The 20,900-nt window shown below is 64.6% G+C and carries 19 protein-coding genes; 4 read left to right on the forward strand and 15 right to left on the reverse strand.

The genetic code is table 11. The features are described from left to right. A partial coding sequence (locus H3V53_RS37180; RefSeq protein ID WP_336602089.1) for a hypothetical protein occupies positions 1–399 on the forward strand: 399 nt, incomplete at its 5' end. Between the two features lie 35 nt (positions 400–434). Here H3V53_RS37180 and flgL read toward each other — a convergent pair. The 12 genes from flgL to H3V53_RS37240 all read right to left on the reverse strand — a co-directional run bounded on the left by flgL (position 435) and on the right by H3V53_RS37240 (position 13,521). Continuing rightward, positions 435–1,655 (reverse strand): flagellar hook-associated protein FlgL, encoded by a 1,221-nt coding sequence (gene flgL, locus H3V53_RS37185; protein WP_336602090.1) that lies wholly within the window; start codon positions 1,653–1,655, stop codon positions 435–437. 14 nt (positions 1,656–1,669) lie between these two features. Next, positions 1,670–3,643 carry a flagellar hook-associated protein FlgK gene (gene flgK, locus H3V53_RS37190; RefSeq protein WP_336602091.1) on the reverse strand — a complete coding sequence of 658 codons (1,974 nt, stop codon included), beginning with the start codon at positions 3,641–3,643 and terminating at the stop codon, positions 1,670–1,672. Positions 3,644–4,534: 891 nt separating this feature from the next. Further along, positions 4,535–5,284 (reverse strand): flagellar brake protein, encoded by a 750-nt coding sequence (locus H3V53_RS37195; protein WP_336602092.1) that lies wholly within the window; start codon positions 5,282–5,284, stop codon positions 4,535–4,537. 424 nt (positions 5,285–5,708) lie between these two features. Further along, positions 5,709–6,641 carry a flagellar assembly peptidoglycan hydrolase FlgJ gene (gene flgJ / locus H3V53_RS37200; protein WP_336602093.1) on the reverse strand — a complete coding sequence of 311 codons (933 nt, stop codon included), beginning with the start codon at positions 6,639–6,641 and terminating at the stop codon, positions 5,709–5,711. A gap of 12 nt (positions 6,642–6,653) precedes the next feature. Then, positions 6,654–7,844: a flagellar basal body P-ring protein FlgI gene (locus H3V53_RS37205; protein ID WP_336602094.1), complete on the reverse strand. Its 1,191-nt coding sequence runs from the start codon at positions 7,842–7,844 to the stop codon at positions 6,654–6,656. A gap of 2 nt (positions 7,845–7,846) precedes the next feature. Then, positions 7,847–8,557, reverse strand: a complete 711-nt coding sequence (flgH, locus tag H3V53_RS37210; RefSeq protein WP_336602095.1) for a flagellar basal body L-ring protein FlgH — start codon at positions 8,555–8,557, stop codon at positions 7,847–7,849. A 35-nt stretch (positions 8,558–8,592) separates the two neighbouring features. After that, on the reverse strand, positions 8,593–9,381 hold the full coding sequence (flgG, locus tag H3V53_RS37215; protein ID WP_336602096.1) for a flagellar basal-body rod protein FlgG: 789 nt from the start codon (positions 9,379–9,381) through the stop codon (positions 8,593–8,595). Positions 9,382–9,446: 65 nt separating this feature from the next. Next, positions 9,447–10,205: a flagellar basal-body rod protein FlgF gene (gene flgF / locus H3V53_RS37220; protein WP_336602097.1), complete on the reverse strand. Its 759-nt coding sequence runs from the start codon at positions 10,203–10,205 to the stop codon at positions 9,447–9,449. 21 nt (positions 10,206–10,226) lie between these two features. Continuing rightward, the gene (locus H3V53_RS37225) at positions 10,227–11,738 is read right to left on the reverse strand and encodes a flagellar hook protein FlgE (RefSeq protein WP_336602098.1); all 1,512 of its coding nucleotides are present in this window, start codon (positions 11,736–11,738) and stop codon (positions 10,227–10,229) included. 33 nt (positions 11,739–11,771) lie between these two features. Continuing rightward, entirely contained in the window at positions 11,772–12,485 is a 714-nt protein-coding gene (locus tag H3V53_RS37230; RefSeq protein ID WP_336602099.1) for a flagellar hook assembly protein FlgD, read from the reverse strand. Between the two features lie 11 nt (positions 12,486–12,496). After that, a complete protein-coding gene (flgC, locus tag H3V53_RS37235) occupies positions 12,497–12,922 on the reverse strand; it encodes a flagellar basal body rod protein FlgC (protein WP_054918310.1) in 426 nt (141 codons plus the stop codon). Positions 12,923–13,029: 107 nt separating this feature from the next. Beyond that, positions 13,030–13,521 carry a flagellar basal body rod protein FlgB gene (locus tag H3V53_RS37240; protein ID WP_336602100.1) on the reverse strand — a complete coding sequence of 164 codons (492 nt, stop codon included), beginning with the start codon at positions 13,519–13,521 and terminating at the stop codon, positions 13,030–13,032. 237 nt (positions 13,522–13,758) lie between these two features. On the opposite strand from H3V53_RS37240, the gene flgA reads away from it, so the two are divergent. The 3 genes from flgA (at position 13,759) to H3V53_RS37255 (ending at position 16,155) form a co-directional block, all read left to right on the forward strand. Then, on the forward strand, positions 13,759–15,168 hold the full coding sequence (gene flgA / locus H3V53_RS37245) for a flagellar basal body P-ring formation chaperone FlgA (RefSeq protein ID WP_419539692.1): 1,410 nt from the start codon (positions 13,759–13,761) through the stop codon (positions 15,166–15,168). Between the two features lie 105 nt (positions 15,169–15,273). Next, entirely contained in the window at positions 15,274–15,609 is a 336-nt protein-coding gene (gene flgM, locus H3V53_RS37250; protein WP_336602101.1) for a flagellar biosynthesis anti-sigma factor FlgM, read from the forward strand. 96 nt (positions 15,610–15,705) lie between these two features. After that, positions 15,706–16,155, forward strand: coding sequence for a flagella synthesis protein FlgN (locus H3V53_RS37255; protein ID WP_336602102.1), 450 nt, complete (start codon positions 15,706–15,708; stop codon positions 16,153–16,155). Between the two features lie 414 nt (positions 16,156–16,569). Here H3V53_RS37255 and H3V53_RS37260 read toward each other — a convergent pair whose 3' ends face one another. Genes H3V53_RS37260 through flhF form a run of 3 tightly spaced genes read right to left on the reverse strand, consistent with a single transcriptional unit; the run spans position 16,570 to position 20,033 of the window. Further along, positions 16,570–17,301, reverse strand: coding sequence for an RNA polymerase sigma factor FliA (locus H3V53_RS37260; protein WP_054918307.1), 732 nt, complete (start codon positions 17,299–17,301; stop codon positions 16,570–16,572). A 22-nt stretch (positions 17,302–17,323) separates the two neighbouring features. Further along, entirely contained in the window at positions 17,324–18,193 is an 870-nt protein-coding gene (locus tag H3V53_RS37265) for a MinD/ParA family ATP-binding protein (protein WP_336602103.1), read from the reverse strand. Then, positions 18,186–20,033, reverse strand: coding sequence for a flagellar biosynthesis GTPase FlhF (gene flhF, locus H3V53_RS37270; RefSeq protein ID WP_336602104.1), 1,848 nt, complete (start codon positions 20,031–20,033; stop codon positions 18,186–18,188). The genes H3V53_RS37265 and flhF overlap by 8 nt, the downstream gene beginning before the upstream one ends. Positions 20,034–20,900 lie beyond the last annotated feature (867 nt).

The raw sequence follows: 20,900 nt of genomic DNA on the forward strand, positions 1-20,900 counted from the left end.
ACGGGCTGGCGGTGTGAGCGGCTTTCTTTTGCCTGCTTTTCTTTGCCGCTGCAAAGAAAAGTAGGTGCCGCCCCGCACAGGGGCAACGCCCGCGCCGCGAAGGCGCCACGCGGATGCCCGCGCAAAGGGCAGGCACACACCGGCAACGCCCGCGCCGCGAAGGCGCTACGCGGATGCCAGCGACAGCAAAGCAAAAGCAAAAGCAAAAGCAAAAAGCAAAAAGCAAAAAGCAAAACCAAAAAGCAAAACCAAAAAGCAAAACCAAAAAGCAAAACCAAAAAGCAAAACCAAAAAGCAAAACCAAAAACCAAAAACCAAAAAGCAAAAACAAACCGGCCGCCCGCCCAAGGGCAAAAAACCCAAACAGCGCCCGACATCAAAAAAGACTCAGGCGCGTAGAGAGAACTCACCGGCCGTAAGGCCAGAGAAAGAACTCAATTCCCGATGTAATTAAACAACGAGAGCTTCTGGATCATGGAGAACCCCTGCTGCGCAGCCTGCAGGGAAAACTGCGTCATCGTGTACTTGCTGATCACCGACGTCAGATCCGTCTGCGTCAGATCCGCGAGATTGCTCGTCGTCTGCAGCGAGTTGGTCTGCGTGACCGCCTGCAGCGCCTCGATTTCCTGCTCGCGCCCGCCCACCGACGTCTGGATCGTCGTCACATTGTTCAGCGTGTTCTGCAACTGCGTCATCGCCGTGCCGAGCGCGTTCGTCAGGTTCGCCTGACCGGCCGTACCCGCGACGGGCGCCTGCAGCGCGGCAATCACGCTGTCGAGATTCGCGAAGACATCCGTGTTCGACTGCGCCGCGGGCGTGACCGAGAACGAATCGCCCGCGTTGGGCGCGCCCTTGATCGTCACGCTCTCACCGCCGCCGCCGAGCGTGATCGCCTGGCCCGTCGTGAAGGGTTGCGGCCCGGTCGTCGTCGCGCTGGTCACATCGGTGATCGTGTACGTCGTCGACGACGTGAAGTTGATCGTGTACTTGTGCTGGTTCGTGGGGTCGGCGGGATTGCTGACGGCCACGTTGCCGATCGTGCCCGTGCCCGTGTTCGCCGCGTTGCCCGCCGTGACAGCCGCGCTGCCCGCCGGAGAAATGCTCAGGAACACCTGACGGCCCGTATCGCTGATCGCGATGTTGCGCGTACCCGTCACCTGGACGTTCTGCACGCCGTTGTCACCGAGGTATTGCACGGCGCCGCTCGCGTTGACGGCGAACGGCGCCGTCGATGCCTGATAGCCGGCGTACAGATAATTGCCCGAGCCGTCCGTGCCGTTCGCGAGACCCATCAGCTGGTTGCGCAGGCCTTGCAGCTGCGTGGCGATCGCGCCGCGGTCGCCGTTGTTCAACGAGCCGTCGCCCGCGCGCACGAGCTGCGTGCTGATCGACGTCAACACGCTGCTGATGCTCGACAGCGAGCCGTCTTCCGCCTGCAGCGCCGCAAGCGCGGTGTTCTGGTTGCTGGCGTACTGCGACAGCGTCGCGCCCTGCATGCTGAGCTGCACTGCCTGCGCCGCGCCGACGGGATTGTCCGACGGCGTCGCGAGACTGACGCCGCTCGACAGCTGCTGATACAGCTGCGCGAGCGTCGATTGCTGATCGTCCATCGTCTGGACGTTCATGCCGAAATATTGCGAAGTAGAGATGCGCATAGTCGTTCAACGCCTCAATTGAAAATGCCGAGGATCGTCTGGAACATCGTCTGGGCCGTCTGGATGACCTTGCTGTTCGCCTGATACAGCTGCTGATACTGCAGCAGGTTCGCCGCTTCCTCGTTGATGTTGACGCCGGAGATCGCTTGCTGCGCGGTGGTGATCTGCGTCACGAGCGCCGTCTGGGCCTTGCTCGACGCCTGCACCTGGTTCGTCTGGTTGCCGATGTCGTTCACGTAGTTCGCGTACGAGTCGGTCAGCGTCAGCGTGCCGTTGCCCATCGACTTCGCCGTCACCAGATTCGAAATCGCCTGCGCGTTGTGGCCGTCCTTGCCGCCTGCCGGGTTCGGCGCGATCGTGAAGGTGTCGCCGTTCGCGGGCGCGCCCGTGATCTGCAGCGACACGTTGTTGATCGTGCCGCCCGTGATCGTCATCGACGCGCCCATGGCCGGGTTGTACGGCACGTTCGGCGTGCCAGCCGTGATGTTGTAGCTGGTTGGCGGCGTGCCGGCGATGGTGACGGTCGAGCCGATCGGGAAGCCGGAGAGCGAGCCCGTTCCCGCGTTGTACGTGAGGGTCGTCGTGGTGGACGGCATCGTGTAGCCCGCCGACACCGAGTATTGCGTCACCGTCGCGTTGCCCGTGTTCGCCGTGCCCTTCGACACCAGCACGGGCGACGAAGCCGCAATCGCCGAGCCGTCGGTCGTCGTCAGGCCAAAGCCGTTCAGCGCGCCACGCGTCGGGTCGACGGTGAACGAATCGCCGGGATTCATCGCGCCCGACAGCGTGAACTGCATGCCGCCGATCGGCGAGGTCAGCGAGGTCGACTGGCCGACGACCCGGCCCGTTTCGCGATCGGTGAGCGTGTAGTTCGTGCCGTCGTACGACAGCGTGTAGTCGCTCGCCGGCGGCTGCGCTGCGTTCGTCAGCGTGACGCCGAGCGTCGCGCCCCCCGTGTTCTTCGTGTTTGCGTAGACGATCGGATTGCCGACCGTGAAAAGCGCGCCGCCCGCGTTGCCTTTCAGGTCGATGCCAAGCGAGTTCTGCGCGTTGACCTGCGCGGCGAAGCTCGTGGCGATCGCACCGAGTTGCGCCTCGGCGGGGTCGAGCGACTGGTTGCGGAACGTCATCAGCCCACCGATCTGCCCTCCCAGCGGCGAGCTGTCGGGCAGGATTTGCGGCGTCGTCGTTCCGGCTGCACCGGCGAGCCCGGCGTAGGCAACAGCCGTCTCCGTCGGGTCCGACGGCGACGTGACAGTCGTCAGGTTGAAGCTCTTGTCGGCGACGACGAGCGGCTGGCCGTTGCCCATGAACACGCTATAGCCCGTATCGCTTTGCACGACCTGCACGCCGACCAGTTGCGACAGGTTCGACACGGCGAGGTCGCGCTGGTCGAGCAGCTGGTTGGGCGGCTGGCCTTGCGCGCTCAGCGACTGGATCTGCGCGTTCAGTTGCGCGATCTGCGCGGTGTAGGTGTTGATCTGCTTGACCGCGTCGCCGAGCTGCGTGTTGACGCTCGCGCGCAGCTGGTCGTACTGGTCGCCCGCCGCGTTGAGCTGGTCCGCCAACGATTGCGCGCTGCTGATCGCGCTTTGGCGCATTGCCGGATTCGACGCATCGTTCGCGACGTTCTGCAGGCTCGTGAAATAGCTCGTGATCGCGCTCGAGATACCCGTGGTCGGGCTGCCGACCATGTTGTTGAGCTGCGCGATCAGGTTGTAGTAGCTGTTGAGCGAGCCGGACTGCGACTGCGCGTTGTTCAGTTCCGTCGTCAGGTACTGGCTGTACTGGCGCTGGATGGTCGTCGTCGACACGCCGCTGCCGATGTAGCCGGAGCCCGTGTACTGGCCGCTCGATTCCGCGTAGACGGGACGCTCGACGCTGTAGCCGGGCGTTGCCTGGTTGCTGATGTTCTGGCCCGTCGTCGTCAGCCCCCATTGGGCTGCGTTGAGTCCACTGAGGCCGATGCTAAAGAGGTTGCTGGACATGCGTCATCCTGAAAGACGGCGTAAGGGGCGGGTTTGGGCTCCGCCAGGTTGACCGGACACTTTGTATATCGGCGTCGGCGCGCCAACATTGAGGGCGCGAATGGAATTTTGTTCTTCTGCTGCGCAGGGCTTCTTTTCGCGGACATCCGCGTGGCGCCTTCGCGGCGCGGGCGTTGCCGGTGTGTGTTTGCCCTTTGCGCTGGCCTCCGCGATAGCGCCTTCGCGGCGCGGGCGTTGCCCCTGTGCGGGGCGGCACCTACTTTTCTTTGCAGCGGCAAAGAAAAGCAGGCAAAAGAAAGCCGCTCACGCCGCCAGCCCGTGTTGCTACCCACGGGCCCTCGACGTCCCCACACTTCGCGCACCAGCTTGCTCGCTGGTTCGGCTTGCCAACGTGCTCGCTTGCGCCTGAATCGCTGCGTGCATCCGTAGCACGGCAAGCCGTATCGAAGTTTCGATGCCCCTTTGCGGCAAACTGTGTGTAGGTTGGCTCGCCCTATAGGGCAGCGCTCGAAATTGGCAAACCGATCGGGACAGGGTTTCCTGTTCGACGCGACGGCCTACACAGAGTTTGCCGCACAGGGCGCGTGCGATTCTCGGATGCAGGTCGCGACGCGGGAGTATGTGGTGGGTGAGGCGTGTGCAACTGCGATGGCAACTCACTCAAGCAGGTACGTTGCCGCGCGAAGTGTGGGGACGTTGGGAGCCCGTGGGAGCAACACGGGCTGGCGGTGTGAGCGGCTTTCTTTTGCCTGCTTTTCTTTGCCGCTGCAAAGAAAAGTAGGTGCCGCCCCGCACAGGGGCAACGCTCGCGTCGCGAAGGCGCCACGCGGATGCCCACGCAAAGGGCAGGCACACACCGGCCACGCCCGCGCCGCGAAGGCGCAAAAAAACTTACGCCCTCGCCAGAGACCGCCTCTTCATCTCCAGCTGGGTAATCAGCCGCTGCAGCGTATTCTCGGCATTCCCCGGCAACGACAGGAACCTGAACCCGAGCGTGTAACGCTTCGTGCCGTTCGGCAGCTCGACGGCGCGGTTCGACATCAGTTCGAGATCGAGATGCAGCGTGCCCAGCGAGCCGAGCAACACTTCGGTATCGAGCAACTGCACGCCATGTTCGAGCGTGCTCACGCGCTCGTCGCTCGTGCGCATCGCGATCCCGCCAAGCGACAGATCCTGCACCTCGAAGCGAAAGCCCTCTCCGTCAGGCAGCCGGCCCCGGCACGTGTACGGGTCCAGCAACGGCGCATCGACGCGAAAATACTCGCGGCGCTGCACGTAGTACAGCACCTCGGGGAAATCGGCTTCGAACGACGGACGCCCTTCGAACGTCGTTTCGCGCGGCGTTTGCGTGACGAAGTGAACGCGCACGCCATCGGGCGTCGCGTGGAAATGGCCTTCCGGCGAAGTCAGCAGCCCGCGGTTCTGTTCGGCCAGCGCGCCCCAGTCGAACGTGAAGGTGCGTTCGCGCACGTCCACTTCGAGAATCTTCGTCACCAGCTGACCGCCCTTGTACTGCACGGTCATAAAATCGCCGCGATTGAGCAGGTTGCGCAGTTGCACGCCGATCTCGAGCGGGTTGCGTCGGCCGAAGTCGACGCCTTCCGTCTCGTGATCATCGCCATTCGACTGGGTGGTATTCATGGCCTTGCCAATTTCTCATCGTTCTTGCGGGCACGTCTCGCGAGCACGGCGGGCCGGGCTCGAGCCCAGCCTGCAAGGATCGCAAAACGCGCGTGGGACCGGGATTCTGTGCTGCTTTCCGGTATCAGGTCTGACTGTTTAGCGGCAGCGTCAGCCCAAAGTTTAGACCGGTTTTACGAAATATTTTCCGCAAACGTTTGACACCGCAACGAAGACAGGATACGCGAATTCCACACGCGAAAAGCGGATGGACCCGGTATGCGGCACGCGGCCCAAGCGAACGTGCCACGACTGGAAGAGAATCCCGGCGCAAGGCAAGGCAGGAAAGGAGGGAGAGGGGGAAAGGGGGAAACAAACGGTACAACAGAAACGCGGGAAGGCAGCCGCGCTTCACCGTATGACGCGCGACAACGCTACGCGCGCATCACACCATCTTCTGCATGATCGAAATGAGTTTCTTCGCATAGTGCGGGTCGGTGGCGTAGCCCGCGCGCTGCATGCCCTGCGCGAAGCCATTCACATCGCGCGACGAATTGATCACCTGCGCATAACGCGGATTCGATTTCAGGAAGCTCGCGTAGTCGGTCATCGCTTCCTCATAAGAATCGTATGCGCGGAACTTCTCGACCACGCGCTGCGGACGGCCGTTTATGTATTCCGTCGTGACGGTGGCGACCGTCTTGCCCGTCCAGTCGTCCCCCGCCTTGATGCCGAAGATGTTGTGGCTCGTGCTGCCGTCCGACTTCTTGATCTCGCGCTTGCCCCAGCCCGATTCGAGCGCGGCCTGGCCGATGATGAAGCGCGCCGGAATGCCCGTCGCCGCGCTGGCTGCCTGCGCGGGCGCCGCGAGCTTGTCGACGAACGCGTCCACCTTGTCCGACGAGCCGTCGCCGCGCACGGGCGGCGTCAGCGCGCTGTTCGCCGTGTAGCCGCGGCCCATTTTCAGCGCGCCGTTGTTCGCCGGATTCGCATAGGCTTTCGCGAGCGCGTTCATCGCGGCGTTGTTGCCCGCGTTCGAATCGTCGGCGGACATGCCCGAGTTGCGCATCAACTGCTTGAGCATCGCGTCGGCCACGCCGATGCCCTTCGACGACATCTGCTGCGACAACTGCTGATCCATCATCGACGTGAAAGTGGCCGTGTCGTGCGAGTCGAACGGACCGTCGGACGGCGTCGCGTCGCGCATGCTCTTGAGCATCATCTGCGTGAAGACGGCGTCGAACTGCTTGGCCGCCGACTTCATCGCCTCGCGCGGATTCGCCGCCGCCTGGGCGCGTATTGCGTCGAAGCCTTGCGTGTCGAGCGCGAAGCGTTGCGTGAGGTCGTTTGCGGCGTTGCGCGTCGTGTCGGAGTTCATTCTGGTTGTTCCTTAGATGATCTCGAGATCGGCTCGCAGCGCACCCGCTGCCTTCATGGCCTGGAGAATCGACATCAGATCGGCGGGCGTCGCGCCGAGCGCGTTCAGCGCCTTCACGACTTCCGCCAGGTTCGCGCCCGCCGTCACCAGCTTCAGCGCACCGTTGTCCTGCTTCAGCGCGATCTGCGACTGCTGCGCGACCACGGTCTGTCCGTTCGAGAATGCGCCCGGCTGGCTCACCACCGGCTGCGTGTTGACGATCACGGACAGATTGCCGTGCGCGACGGCGCAACTCTGCAGCGTGACCATCTGGTTCATCACGATCGAACCCGTGCGGGCGTTCAGGATCACCTTCGCGGCGGCCTGCGCGGGCTTCACATCGAGGTTCTGCAACTGCGCCATGAACTGCACCTGCTGCGCAGGGTCCGACGGCGCGCGCAGCTGGATCGTGCGGCCGTCGAGCGCGACGGCCGTGCCGAAGCCGAACGCGTTGTTGATCGCGGCCGTGATGCGCTGCGTCGTGTCGTAGTCCATGTCGTTCAGGTCGAGCTGCATCGTGCCCGCCTGCGAAATCGTCGTCGGCACCGAGCGTTCGACGATCGCGCCGCCCGCGATGCGCCCGGCTGCCAGCTGGTTCACCTGCACCCTGCTGCCGTTCGCGCTCGCCCCCGCGCCGCCGACGGCCATGTTGCCCTGCGCGAGCGCATACACCTGGCCGTCCGCGCCCTTGAGCGGCGTAAGCAGCAGCGTGCCGCCGCGCAGGCTTTTCGCGTTGCCGAGCGACGACACCGTCACGTCGATCGCTTCGCCGGGCCGCGCGAACGCGGGCAGCGACGCCGTCACCATCACGGCCGCGACGTTCTTCAGCTGCATGCTGGACAGCGCGTTCGAGCTGGACGTGTTCGAGCCCGCCTGCTGGTTGTTGATCGAAATGCCGAGGTTCGCGAGCATGTTCGCGAGCGTCTGCGTCGTGAACGGCGTCTGCATCGTCTGGTCGCCCGTGCCGTCCAGACCGACGACAAGGCCATAACCGATCAGCGGGTTGTCGCGCACGCCCTGAATCTGCACGAGGTCTTTCAGGCGCTCAGCATGGGCGACGGGCGCCGTGACGGGAAGCGCGGCGCACGCCAGCGCGAATACCGCGAACGCGCGCGCAACGAAGCCGTGGACGAAGCCGGAGCGGCGAATGGAAACAGGTCGCATGATCACCACGGCGCCACGTTGAGGAAGAAGCGTTGCAGCCAGCCCATGTTCTGCGCTTCGTCGATATAGCCCTTGGCCGAGTATTCGATTTTCGCGTCCGCGACCTGGGTCGAGTAGACGGCGTTCAGGCTGTTGATCGTGTTCGGATTGACGACGCCTGAGAAACGCACGAATTCGTTGCCCTGATTGATCAGCATCTGCTTTTCGCCGCTCACGAGCAGGTTGCCGTTCGGCTGCACGCCGATCACCGTCACGGTGATCGTGCCGTTGAAGGTGTTCGCCGCACTCGCGCCGCCTGCCGCCTTGAACGTGTTGTCGCCGCTCGCATCGAGGTTCAGCTTGCCGAAAAAGCCGCCGAGGAAGCCCGCCGTCGGCACGCCGAATTTGGTCGTGCCGTCGCGATTGGCGTTCGCGCCCGACGACTTCGTCGCATTGATGTTTTCGGCGATAACGATGGTCAGGATGTCGCCGACATTGCGCGGCCGCTGATCTTCGAACAGCGGCCGGCCCGCGTACCCCGGGTTGTAGATCGAGCCGGGCGTTTGCAGCGACGGCGGCGACGGCGGCACGGCCGTCATCGGTTGCTGGGTGATCGGCTCTTTCGGCACGAGCGCGCAGCCGCCGAGCGCGGCTGCGAGCACGCCGGCGCAGGCGAGCATCGAAACGGCCCGCGCGCTGCGCAGAGAGATCGGGGTACGGGTGAAGTGCGACATCGTGATTACCGCCTAAGTGTTTCCGGCCAGCCTGCTTAAACGGGCATCTGGCTGAGCGTCTGCAGCATCTGGTCGGAGGTCGTCACGGCCTTGCTGTTGATTTCGTACGCGCGCTGGGTCTGGATCATGTTCACCAGTTCCTGCACGACGTTCACGTTCGACGCCTCGACATAGCCCTGATTCAGCGCGCCCGCACCGTTCTGGCCCGGCGTCGTGACGTTTGGCGCGCCCGACGACGAGGTTTCCGCGAACAGGTTTTCGCCCTTCGCATCGAGACCGGCCGGGTTGATGAAGGTCGCGAGCTGCAACGCGCCGATCTGCTGGCTCGTGCTCGAACCCGCCGTCGTGATCGACACGGCGCCGTCGCTGCCGATGGTCAGCGAGGTCGCGTTCTGCGGAATCGTGATCGCCGGCAGCACCTGGTAGCCGCTCGACGTGACGAGCTGGCCCTGTGCGTTGGTCTGGAACGAGCCGTCGCGGGTGTACGCGTTCGTGCCGTCCGGCATCAGCACCTGGAAGAAGCCCTGGCCGTTGATCGCGACGTCCTTCGAGTTGCCTGTCTGCTGCAGGTTGCCCTGGGTGTACAGGCGCTCGGTGGCGACCTGCTGCACGCCCGTGCCGAGCTGGATGCCCGACGGCAGTTCCGTCTGCTGCGTCGAGTTCGCGCCGGGCTGGCGGATCGTCTGATACAGCAGGTCCTCGAACACCGCGCGCGAACCCTTGAAGCCGTTCGTGCTGACGTTGGCGAGGTTGTTCGAAATGGTGTCCATCTGCGCCTGTTGCGCATTCATGCCCGTGGCGGCGATGTAGAGTGAGCGGTTCACGGTTCTTCTCTCCTTGGTGACGCAACGCGTGCGTAACGCGCGCGCTCCTGTCAATCTGGCTCGGTTCAGCTGAAGTCGAGCAGTTTGTTGGCCGACTGTTCGTTCTGGTCGGCGGACTCGATCATCTTGGTCTGCATCTGGAACTGGCGCGCGTTGGTAATCATCGAGACCATCGCCGCGACCGGGTTCACGTTGCTGCCTTCGAGCGAGCCTGCCGCGACCTTGACGTTCGGATCGGGGTCGGCGGGATTGCCGTCGGCCGTGTGGAATAAACCGTCGTCGCCGCGCTTCAGCGATGCGGGATCGGGGTTCACCAGCTTCAGCTGATCGACGATCGCGATCGACGTCGGCGGATCGCCCGGGATCAGCGCGGAGACGGTGCCGTCGGCGCCGATCGTCACCTGCGAGTTGGGCGGCACCGACAGCGGACCGCCGCCGCCCACCACGGGCATGTTGCTGGCGTTCACCAGCTGGCCGTTTTCATCGACGTGCAGGTTGCCCGCGCGCGTGTACGCCTCCGTGCCGTCGGGCGTCAGCACGGACAGCCAGCCCGGGCCCTGAATGGCGACGTCGAGCGGGTTGCCCGTCTGCTGGATCGGGCCGGGCGTGTAGTCCGCGCCCGGCGTCGACGACAACACGAAAGTGCGCGTGGTGTCGTCCTGAATCGTGCTGCCGTCGCCGAACGCCATCGGCACGGCGCGGAACGTCGCGAGCTGGGCGCGAAAGCCCGTGGTCGAGGTGTTCGCGAGGTTGTTCGCGACCACGGCCTGCTGTTCGAGCGCCTGCGTCGCGCCCGACATCGCGGTGTAGATGAGCCGGTCCATGATGGTGTCGGTGCGTCAGCGTTACAGGTTGATGAGCGTCTGGTCGACGGCCTGCTGGGTCTTGATCGTCTGCGCGTTCGCCTGGTAATTGCGCTGCGCCGTGATCAGGTTCACCAGCTCGCTCGTCAGGTCGACGTTCGAGTTTTCCGTCGCGCCGCCTTGCAGCACGCCGTGGTTCGTCGAACCGGGCGCGGCGATCACCGCGACACCGGAAGCCGCCGTCGCCTGATACTCGTTGTTGCCGAGGTTGATCAGGCCGTTCTGGTTCGCGAACGTTGCGAGCGCGACCTGGCCGAGCGGCATGTTCTGGTAGTTCGAGTAGTTGCCCGTGATGACGCCGTCGGCGCCGACCGTGAAGCTCGTCAGCTGCCCTGCCGGGTAACCGTCCTGCTGCATCGCATTGACGCCGTCCTTGCTGCCGAACTGCGTCGTGCCGGCGATATTCAGGGACAGGGGTTGCGGCGTTGCCGAGCCGTCCGAATTCGGAATCGAGAAGTTGAACGTGAACAGCGATGCCGTCGGGACGGGCGGCGTGCCCGTGGTCGTGCCGACCAGGTTGCCCGAAGTATCGAAGTTCGCCGTGCCGACCTTCGTGGTCGAGACGTTGCCGTCCTTGCCTGCGTACACGTCCCACGTGCCCGCTGCCGTCTTCACGAAGTACATGTCGACCTGCTGCTGGCCGCCCAGCGAGTCATAGACAGGCACCGAGGTCGAGTACGTATAGGTCGCGCTGTTGTTCGGGTCGAATACGAGGTGATTCGGCGTGACCGTGATCGTGTTCGCCGATGTCGCCGTGCCTGCCAGCGTGATGGTCTGGCCGGTGCCGAGCTTGATCGGTGTATTGGCCGTGTAGACGCCCGTGCTGGTCGCACCCGTCGCGGTGTCCGTCACCGTGTAGTTGGGCGGCGTGGCCGTGTCGAAGGTGATCGTGAAGACGTCCGCGTTCGAGCCTTGCGTCGGATCGGTGATCGACACGCCGTTGTTCGTCAGCGTCGCCGTGGTGCCCGTCACCGTCGGCGTACCCAGCGCGAGTTTGTCCTGCGCGTTCAGGTTCAGACCCGCCGTGATGTTCTTCGTGGCGACGGGCGGAATGTTGGCCGTCGGCACCTGCAGCGGCACCGTGCCCGCCGTGTTGATGACGCCGTTCGCGTTGGCCGCGTAGCCCATCAGCTTCAGGCCGTCGGCATTGACAATGAAGCCGTTCTTGTCGAGCTGGAACACGCCGTTGCGCGAGTACGTCAGCGAGCCGTTGTTCGACATCTGGAAGAAGCCGTTGCCGTTGATGGCCACGTGCAGCGCGATGTCGTCGCTCGTGATCGTGCCTTGCGAGAAGTTCTGCTCGACTTCCGACATGCGCGTGCCGATGCCGATCTGGTTGTTGACGGCCGTGGCGACCGAGTTCGCGTACATGTCGGCGAACTGCGCCGTGCCCATCTTGAAGCCGACGGTGTTCGCGTTCGCGATGTTGTTGCCGATGACGTCGAGGTCGCTCGATGCGCCTGCCAGTCCGCTCAAACCTTGTTGGTAACCCATGACGGTCTCCGTATCGGGTGATGCTGAGTGCGTTTAGATGATGGCGGCGATCGTCGAAAGGCCGACCGTCTTGCCGTTCGAAAGGACGAGGCCCGGCGTGCCGTCGGGCTGCTTGAGCACGCCCTGGACAGTGGCTGCCGACAGCGTGGTCGGTGAGCCCGTGCCGCTTGCCGTCGTGCTGCTCGCCGTGATCGTGTAGGTGCCATCGGGCAGCGTGTTGCCGCTCTTGTCGACGGGCGTCCAGCCGATGGGAATCGTGCCCGCCGGCTGCTTGCCGAGGTCGATTGTGTTGACGATCTGGCCCGCCGAGTTCTTCACCGTGATCTGCACGTCCGTCGCGTCGTTCGCGAGCGTGACGCCGAAGCCCGTCGCCTTGCCCGACGCCACCGCGAAGCTGTCGCCGGGGGCGAGCACCGTCGCGCTGATCAGGTTCGCGGCCTGGGTCTGCTGGTTGGTCGTCAGTTGCGAGGCGAGCGACGTCAGCGACGTGTTCAGTTGCTGGATGCCCGTCACCGTATTGATCTGGGCCAGCTGCGAGGTCATCTGCGAGCTGTCCATCGGGTTGGTCGGGTCCTGGTTCTTCATCTGCGCGATGAGCAGCTGCAGGAAGGTGTTCTGCAGGTCGCTGCCCGACGTCGCGCCCGACGACGAACTCGACGACGACGCACTGCCCGTGCCGTTCATCGTGTCGAGCAACGTCTGCGAAACGGTCGCGCCGTTGTTGCCGATAGTGGTGCTGGTAGTCAAGGAGTCTCTCCTCAGGTTCCGATCGTGAGCGTCTTCAGCATCAGCTGTTTCGCGGTGTTGAGCGTTTCGACGTTGGCCTGGTAGGAACGCGAAGCCGAAATCATGTTGACCATTTCCTGCACCGGGTCGACGTTGGGCATCGTGACGTAACCGTTTGCGTCGGCGGCCGGATTGCCGGGTTCGTAGGCGGTCTTCATCGGCGTCGGGTCGTCGATGACGCCCGTCACCTGCACGCCGCCAACCTGCTGGCCGGAGCCCGTGCGCGCGCCGCCGATCGGGTTGACGGCGAACACGACCTGCTTCGCCTTGTACGGCTTGCCGTCGGGGCCCGTCGTGCTGTCGGCGTTCGCGAGGTTCGACGCGGTCACGTTCAGGCGTTGCGACTGCGCGGACATCGCCGAGCCGGCGACGTTGAAGATGTTCATCAGGGATGGCATGGCTTTTCGACCTCTCTTGCCGGCGCACCGGCGTCTAATCCCGTAGCGTGTGGTTTCTGGCGTTGATCCAGCGTGCCGCCGCGCGTATCGAGCGGCGGTGCATTTCGTTATCCGTTCGATGTGATCGCGGCCAGCATGGCCTTGATCTGGCTCGACAGCACCGTCATGCCCGACTCGTAGTGCAGCGAGTTGTCGGCGAACTGCACGCGCTCGGCGTCCAGATCGACGGTGTTGCCGTCGAGCGAAGGCTGCGCCGGAATCCGGTAAGCGACCTTGCCGAAGTCGTCGGTCGGACCGCCCGTCGGAATCAGGCGCGCCTTGCCCGTCATGTGACCGGGCTCCGTCGACACCATCGACATGCCCTGCGACACGCCCGCCGGCTGCGTCATCGCAAGCGGCGCGTTGTTCGACGCGCCGCTCCTCGCGCCGGCGCTTTTCTTCAGCGCGCCCGCGAGCGAAGACGAGAAGTCGATGTCGCGCGCCTTGTAGCCAGGCGTGTCGGAGTTCGCGATGTTCGACGACAGCAGTTCCTGCCGATAGGCGCGCACATCGAGCGCCTGGCGGCCAAAGGCGAATTCGGCATCGAGTTTGTCCAGCATTGGGTTCTCCGTGGAACGGTCCGAGGCTCCCTTGCGCGCCGCCGCCCGCCTTGTTCGATAAGAGACGTTTGGGCTGCGCAGGCCGGGATGGCCTTTTTGCATGTGGTGCATTGTGCGGGCGGTGCGCAAGTCTTAATCGGACGAATAGCCGGGGAAGGACGCCTCTATTCAGCGTTTGTACGCGAGGCGCCATCTCTAGAATGCGATTCGTACCGATGCATCAGATGGAGAACGACCATGCCCTTGCCCGCCGAGCCTGCCTTGCGCGATATCGGCCGTCCGGCGCGCCGTAAGGCTCGCCGTATGGCTCGCCCTATGGCTGCGCGCGGCGTCCGTGCGCTGTCGGCGATGGCGCTGGTCGGCGCGTGCGCCGCTGCATCGCTGGCGCATGCGCAGGAGAACAACGGACCGATCGTGATCGCGGGCCCCGGCGAGAAGAATCCCGCCGACCTCCAGGCGATGGCCGAGCGCGTCAGCGCGCCGTCGCCCGCGCCGCGCGCCGCAGTTCCAGCTACGGCCGCCGCGCCGGTCATTGCACCCGCGACGCTCGCCGCTAATGCGCGCGCGCGCGCCGAGGCTGACCGCTTCGCGCAAGCGGCGCAAGCCGACGGCGCGATCGTGATTCCCGGCGCGGGCGAAACGGTTGCCGCGCAGGCTGCGCCGGGCGCGCGGGGGAATGTGGCTGCGAATCTGCCTGCGAACCTGCCTGCGAATCTGCCTGCGAATCTGCCTAAGAATGTGCCCGGCATGATGCGCGTGAGCCTGCAACCCGCCGCACGCGAAGTCATGCCTGTGACGGTGGCGCCGGCTCAGGCCGTCGCGCGACAGGCGGCGGGCGTCGCGCCCATCGCCGCCAATCCGCCCATGCTCAACGCTCCGTCGGGCAACGCCGCTGCGTATTCAGCCGCGGCGCCGGTGCGCGGCGCAGCCGTGCGCAACGGCGTGACGGCTTCGCCGCCGGTGTTGTCGCCGGCTTCGGTGCAGGCCCAGATCGCCGCGCAACCCGCCGCGCCCGTACCCGCCGGGCAACAGGACGGCGAATCGATCCGCCGCGTCGCGCTCGCGTATCTGGAGCAGCAGACCGTGGGGCTGCCGGGCAAGATCGACATCAGCGTTGCGACCGTGTTTCCGCGCGGTCTCGCCGCTTGCACGACGCTCGAGCCGTTCCTGCCGGCGGGCGGGCGGGTCTGGGGTCGAACGACTGTGGGCGTGCGCTGCGTCGGCGAGCGTCCGTGGACGCTCTACCTGCAGGCCAAGGTTTCGATTCACGCCACTTACTTTCTGGCCGGGCGGCAGATCGCACCGGGCGAGTTGCTGACAGCCGGCGATCTCGTCGCCCGGGACGGCGACCTGACGCTGCTGCCGCAAGCCGTGATCACCGACCCGGCGCAGGCCGTCGGCGCCGTCGCGTTGATGCGCGTGTCGGCGGGCTTGCCGCTGCGCCGGGACATGCTGAAGAGCGCCGATTCGGTGACCATCGGGCAGCAGGTCAAAGTGGTCGCGCAGGGGCAGGGTTTTGCGATTTCGTCGGAAGGCAGCGCGATGAACAACGCGTCGCCGGGCCAGCCGGTGCGGGTAAAGACCGCGAATGGGCAGATCATCCAGGGCATCGTGAAAGACGGCGCGACCGTCGAAATCCAGCTCTGACGAGCTTTTCCTGTGGTTACAACTTGAAACGAGTGTCGGATCTGTGGCGCTAAAGTTCGATGGGTGATTGCCGTTATTACACTCAATTCGTTCAGGAAGCCAATCGTGAAAGTTGATTCCACTACCCATTCGGGCTTGCAGTCGTTGAAGGACGGGCTGCAGCGCACGCAGCAAGGCGAAGCCGCCGCGACGGGCGGTGCGGGCGCGTCGACGGCCGCGGGCTCCGCGGGCGACGCCAACGTGAATCTGTCGGGACTGTCGTCGCAGTTGCATAGCCTCGCCAGCGCGGGCGCATCGGACATCGATACGGCGCATGTCGAATCGATCAAGCAGGCGATCAAGGACGGCACGTTGACCATCGACTCCGGCAAGATCGCTGACGGCGTGCTGGCGACAGCGCGCGAGTTGCTGCAAAAGAATAGCCAGTCGGCCGGCAACTGACCGACGCACCGATAACGGTGCGTGGGATGCCGGGCCGTATTTGTGACAAATCCGGTTTGCGCGCGGCGCGAGCCGGTGCCTAGCGAGTTGTTTGTGATGAAAGACACCCTGCTTGCCACTGTTATCGACGAATACTCCGCCGTGGAGCTGTTCGCATCCGTCCTCGCCGCCGAGGAAAAAGCGCTCACCACGGTGCATCCCATCGACACGCTGCCGCCCATCGTCGAAAAGAAGATGGAGCTGGTGGAGAAGCTCTCCGCGCTCGAGAAAGTACGCGATTCGCAGCTTGCCGGCCTGGGCTACCCGGGTGGGTGGAAGGGCATGGAGCTGGCGGTCGCCAACGACTCGCGGCTCGCGACGCAGTGGTCGCTGCTGCAAAAGGCCGTCGAGCGGGCCAAGCGGTTCAACATCACCAACGGCGCGCTGATTCGTACGCGCATGGAGTACAACCGCCGCGCGCTTGCTGCGTTGAATGTGGCCGTTGGGCCGGAGCGCGGGGCGTTGTATGGGCCGGATGGAAGGGTTCCGGCGTTTGCGGGGGGATGATTCTTCTCTAAGGGCGTTGCTCCTTCCTCTCTCCTGTTTTTCATTGTTGTCGTTGTTGCTGGCCGGTGCCTTTGGGTGTCGGCTTTCGTTTTTCTGGCTGATTCATTTGCGTCTCGGACAGGGTTTTCCTTTTTGGCTCGGCGAATCCTATTGTTTGGCAGCATGTGATTTGCCGAAACGCCCCCAGATACTTTGCCCTGCATGCAGAAGTTTCATGAGCATGCCGGAGGCGCAATCACCGATGCATGTGGCGCGTCAGGTACCAGCTCACCATTCGCGATCTCTATGCAAGCCGCACCGCGCGACTCGGCACCGAAAACCACATCTCGACCATTGCCTGAAGGGCAAGAAAGCAAAAAGCCGATCTAAAAAGATCGGCTTCCCAAGCACTACCCCCAGCAGCAACGACGTCCCTCAAGTCTCCGCCGAAGCCCACGCCTGCTCGCGCAACCGCGTCCGCAGCCGCGCCACTGCCTGCGAATGCAGCTGACAAACCCGCGACTCGCTCACTTCCATCACCGCGCCGATCTCGCGCAGATTCAAGCCGCGCTCATAGTACAGCGACATCAGCAGCTTCTCGCGTTCCGGCAACCGGTCGATCGCCTCGACGAGCGCCCCGCGCAGCGATTCGTCCAGCAGCGCCGACAGCGGGTCCGAATGATCGACGCAATAGCGGTCGAGGAACGGCTCATCGTCCGCCGAGCGATCGAAGTCTTCGTAATAGATCAGTTGGCTGCCGTGCAGGTCCTGCAGCATCGACTGATACTCGTCGAGCGGCATCTTCAGATGCTCGGCGATTTCCGTCTCGCTCGCCGAACGCCCCAGCGATTGCTCGACCTGATGCACGGCCGTCTCGACCTCGCGCGACGTGCGGCGCAGGCTGCGCGGCAGCCAGTCGTTGCTGCGCAGCTCGTCGAGCATCGCGCCGCGAATCCGTTGGCTCGCGTAGGTTTCGAACTGCGCGCCCTGGTCTTCCTTGTAACGGCTCGCCGCGTCCAGCAGACCGATCATGCCCGCCTGGATCAGATCGTCGAGATCGACGCTCGCCGGCATCTTGGCGACCAGCTGCAAACCGAGACGGCGCACCAGCGGTGCGTATTTCGTCAGCACATCGGCTTGCGAAATTTTTCCTTGAGCGTTGTACATCGTGCTCCCCTTGTCCTTGCCCTCAGGCGTGCTGCGCAGACGGTTGTTCGGCGTATTGCGCCGCTGTGACGGTCGTCGGCGGCACGCTGTGCGTCCGTGACGAAATCGCTGGCCGCATCGGCCAGTACTGCAGTTCGGCTGCGATATGCCGGAAGTCGCGCGCAGCAGGTGCCGACGGGAACGCATCGACGACACAACGCGACAACTCCAGGGCTCGCGCCATCAAAGGATCGGCCGCGACACAGCCGGCATCTTCCAGCGACACGGCGAGGTAACGCCCCGCCACGCCCGCCAGGTTTTCGAACGCGGTGTGCGCATCGGCCACGCTCTGCACGTGATTGACGAGCACGCGAAACTGCGCAATCGCATGCGCGAAGTGAAGCCGCTTCATGCACGCATACGCGTCGGTGATCGCCTGCGCCGCGACGCGCGTCACCATCAGCACGTCGTGCGACTGCACCGCAAGCGCGGACAGCGAGCCTTCGCGATCCACCTGCGCATCGATCAGCACGACATCGGCGGGACCGCTCAACAGCGCGCTCATCTGCTCGCGCGTGCAGCTCTCGCGATGGCCGCGCGACGCCGCCAGCACCGCGAAGCCCGATGCATGCCGGCCGACGGCCTGGTCGAGCGTCATCTCGCCGCGCATCACCGCGGCCAGGTTGCCCACGCCGCGCAGGCCGCCGAGCGTCGCGCTCACCGAGCGCTCACCGGGACTTTCGTCGATCACCAGCACGTCCTTGCCCTGCTCCGCGAGCGCCGCGGCAAGATTCACCACCGTCGTCGTGACGCCCACGCCATGCGTGCCGCCCGCCACCGCGACCACCCGCGAGCCGGAGCGCGCGAGCAGACGCCTCAATCCTTCCGCCTGATCCAGCACGAACTTATCCAAAGCGAACCTCGTGCAGATCGGCAGTCGAGCGGGCCGACAGCGCCGACAGCAGCGCCGGCACGTCTTCGTCCTGCGGCACGAACGGCGAGTTGTCGCGCGGAATGCAGAACGCGCTCTTGATCAGGAATTTCCTCGTCGCGACGTACAGGTTCTCGGGCACCTTCTGACCCGTCGACACGTAGTGCACGGGCAGCTTGTAGCGGATCACGGTGTCGAGCACGGCGCCGAGATTGGTCGCTTCGTCGATCTTGGTCAGGATGCAGCCGGCGAGCGGCTGCTGGTCCGGTGCGTTCTGGTACGCCTGGACGACTTCGTTCAGTGTGTCGCCATGGCTCGTCGCGTTCAGCAGCAGCAGGCGCTGCACGGGCTGGCCGGCGCGGCACAGCATCGAAATCTGGTCGGAGACGAGCCGGTCGCGCTGGCTCATGCCGATCGTGTCGATCAGCACGATGTGCTTGTTGCGCAGTTCCGAGAGCGCGAGTTGCAGGTCGGTGCTGTCCTTCACGGCATGCACGGACACACCGAGAATCTTGCCGAAGATGCGCAACTGCTCATGGCCGCCGATCCGGTAGCTGTCGGTGGTGAGGAGCGCGACCTTGCTCGCGCCGAAGCGCATCACGCAGCGCGCGGCGAGCTTGGCCGTGGTCGTGGTCTTGCCGACGCCCGTCGGGCCCATCAGCGCGAACACGCCGCCGCGCTCCATCAGCGCGTCTTCGTTTTCCATCACGGGCACGTTCGATTCGAGCACCGTCTTCACCCACTCCATGCCTTCGTCGAGGCTGTCGACTTCGGGCAGGTTGTCGACCACCATCTTCACGAGCTGCGCCGAGAAGCCGGCGGCGAACAGGTGCTTGTTCAGCGCGGCGTGTGCCGGGCTGCGGCGCTGGCGGTCCGCCCACAGCAGACCCGCAAACTGCTCTTCCATCATTCCGCGCATGGAGACGAGCTCGCTCATCACGGTCTCGTTGACCATCTGTTCGATGCGCGATTTGATCGATTCCGTCAGCGCGGCGGCGGCCTTCGGCGTCATGTCGGCGGCGCCGTTCTTGCGCGCGTCGGCGGATGCGTGGCCGTTGCCCGCGCCTTCCGCTGCCGACGGCGCGCCGTTCTTCTGCACGGCGCGGCGCGCGGCCAGTTGAGCGGCTTCGCGCGCCCACTCGGGCTTGTCCGTTTCGGCCGTTGCATCGACGGGGGTGCCCAGACCGCGCGCCATCGCGGCGGCGGGCGTCATCGTCGGGTTGGCGGCGGGCACCACGTCCTTAGCAGCGATGCGGCGCGCATGGTCGATCAGCCACGGGTTCGTTTCGGCCATCGTGCGCGGGCGGGCGGATGCTTCGGACATCGCGGACGCAGCGGGCTTCGCGGCTGCGGCAGGCGCGGCGGCCTGCTCGTTGCGTGCTTCCGCGCGCAGTTCGACGCGCACGTCGTCCTTGGCCGGGGCGTTGTCGACAGGTGCGGCTGCTTGCGGCTCGTCTCTTTCTTCGCTTGCGGCGGGCATGCGCTCGGTGCCCGCTTCGGGGCTCGCGCCGAACACCGACGAGAACACGTCGGGCATGCCGCTCGCGTAGGGATTGACGGGCATCGTCGGCGCGGCGGTTGGCAGCAATGGGCGCGCGCTGCCGGACGCGATGTTGACGTTCGGGGCGGGGTTCGCGGCAGCGGCGCCTTCCGGCTTGCGCGGCGCGATGGCGCTCAGATCGCGGTCGGCGACGGCGACGATTTCGACCGAGCCATCTTCATTCGTCCGGTTCGACAGCACCACTGCATCGGAGCCCAATGCTTCACGGACGAGACGCAGCGCGTCACGACTCGTTGCACCGACAAATTTACGAATGTTCAAGCTGATTCTCCGATGAGCTGCGCGGACCGGCGACATACCGTTTCCCGATGAGATGAATTATTGCGGGAGAGGTCCAATCGCCATCGGGCAATAAAGAAGGGGAAACGCTGGCAATTCGCCCGATAGGAGGTGGTTGCCGGTTCCCGGCGGTAGGGTTTGCCCTTTGCGTGGGCGTTCGCTGTTCGCTGTTCGCCTTCGCGGCGCGGGCGTTGCCGGTGTGTGCTTGCCCTTTGCTCGGGCATCCGCGTGGCGGTGTTTGCTGCGCAGGCCATTTTTTCGCTGGCATCCGCGTTGCGCCTTCGCGGCGCGGGCGTTGCCCCTGTGCGGGGCGGCACCTACTTTTCTTTGCAGCGGCAAAGAAAAGCAGGCAAAAGAAAGCCGCTCACACCGCCAGAACTTGTACTTACCCACGGGCCCCCAACATCCCCACGCTTTGCACGGCAGCACACTCGCTCACGCGAGCTGCCAACGCGTTAACCAGCGCCTCAACCACTTCGCACATCCGTACCAGGAACGGCCACGTCGCATGTTCGAAGCCGCCAAGCGGCAAACTCTGTGTCGGCCGTCGCACCGCACAGGACACCATTGGTTCGCTATGTGTTTCAGTCCGAGCGCTGCCCTATACAGCGAGATACCCTACACATCGTTTGCCGCAAAGGGGCGTTGAACCTAAGATGCCGCTAGCCGCTGTACGCGCGCGCAAAGTGGGTGAGGCGCCCACAAGCATGCTGGCAACGAACAGAACCCAGAACGTTGGTGGATGACACGCGGGGACGTTGAGAGCCCGTGGGCAAGTGTCAAGGATTGGCGGTGTGAGCGGCTTTCTTTTGCCTGCTTTTCTTTGCCGCTGCAAAGAAAAGTAGGTGC

Source organism: Paraburkholderia bengalensis (assembly GCF_037126505.1).
Lineage (GTDB): Bacteria > Pseudomonadota > Gammaproteobacteria > Burkholderiales > Burkholderiaceae > Paraburkholderia > Paraburkholderia bengalensis.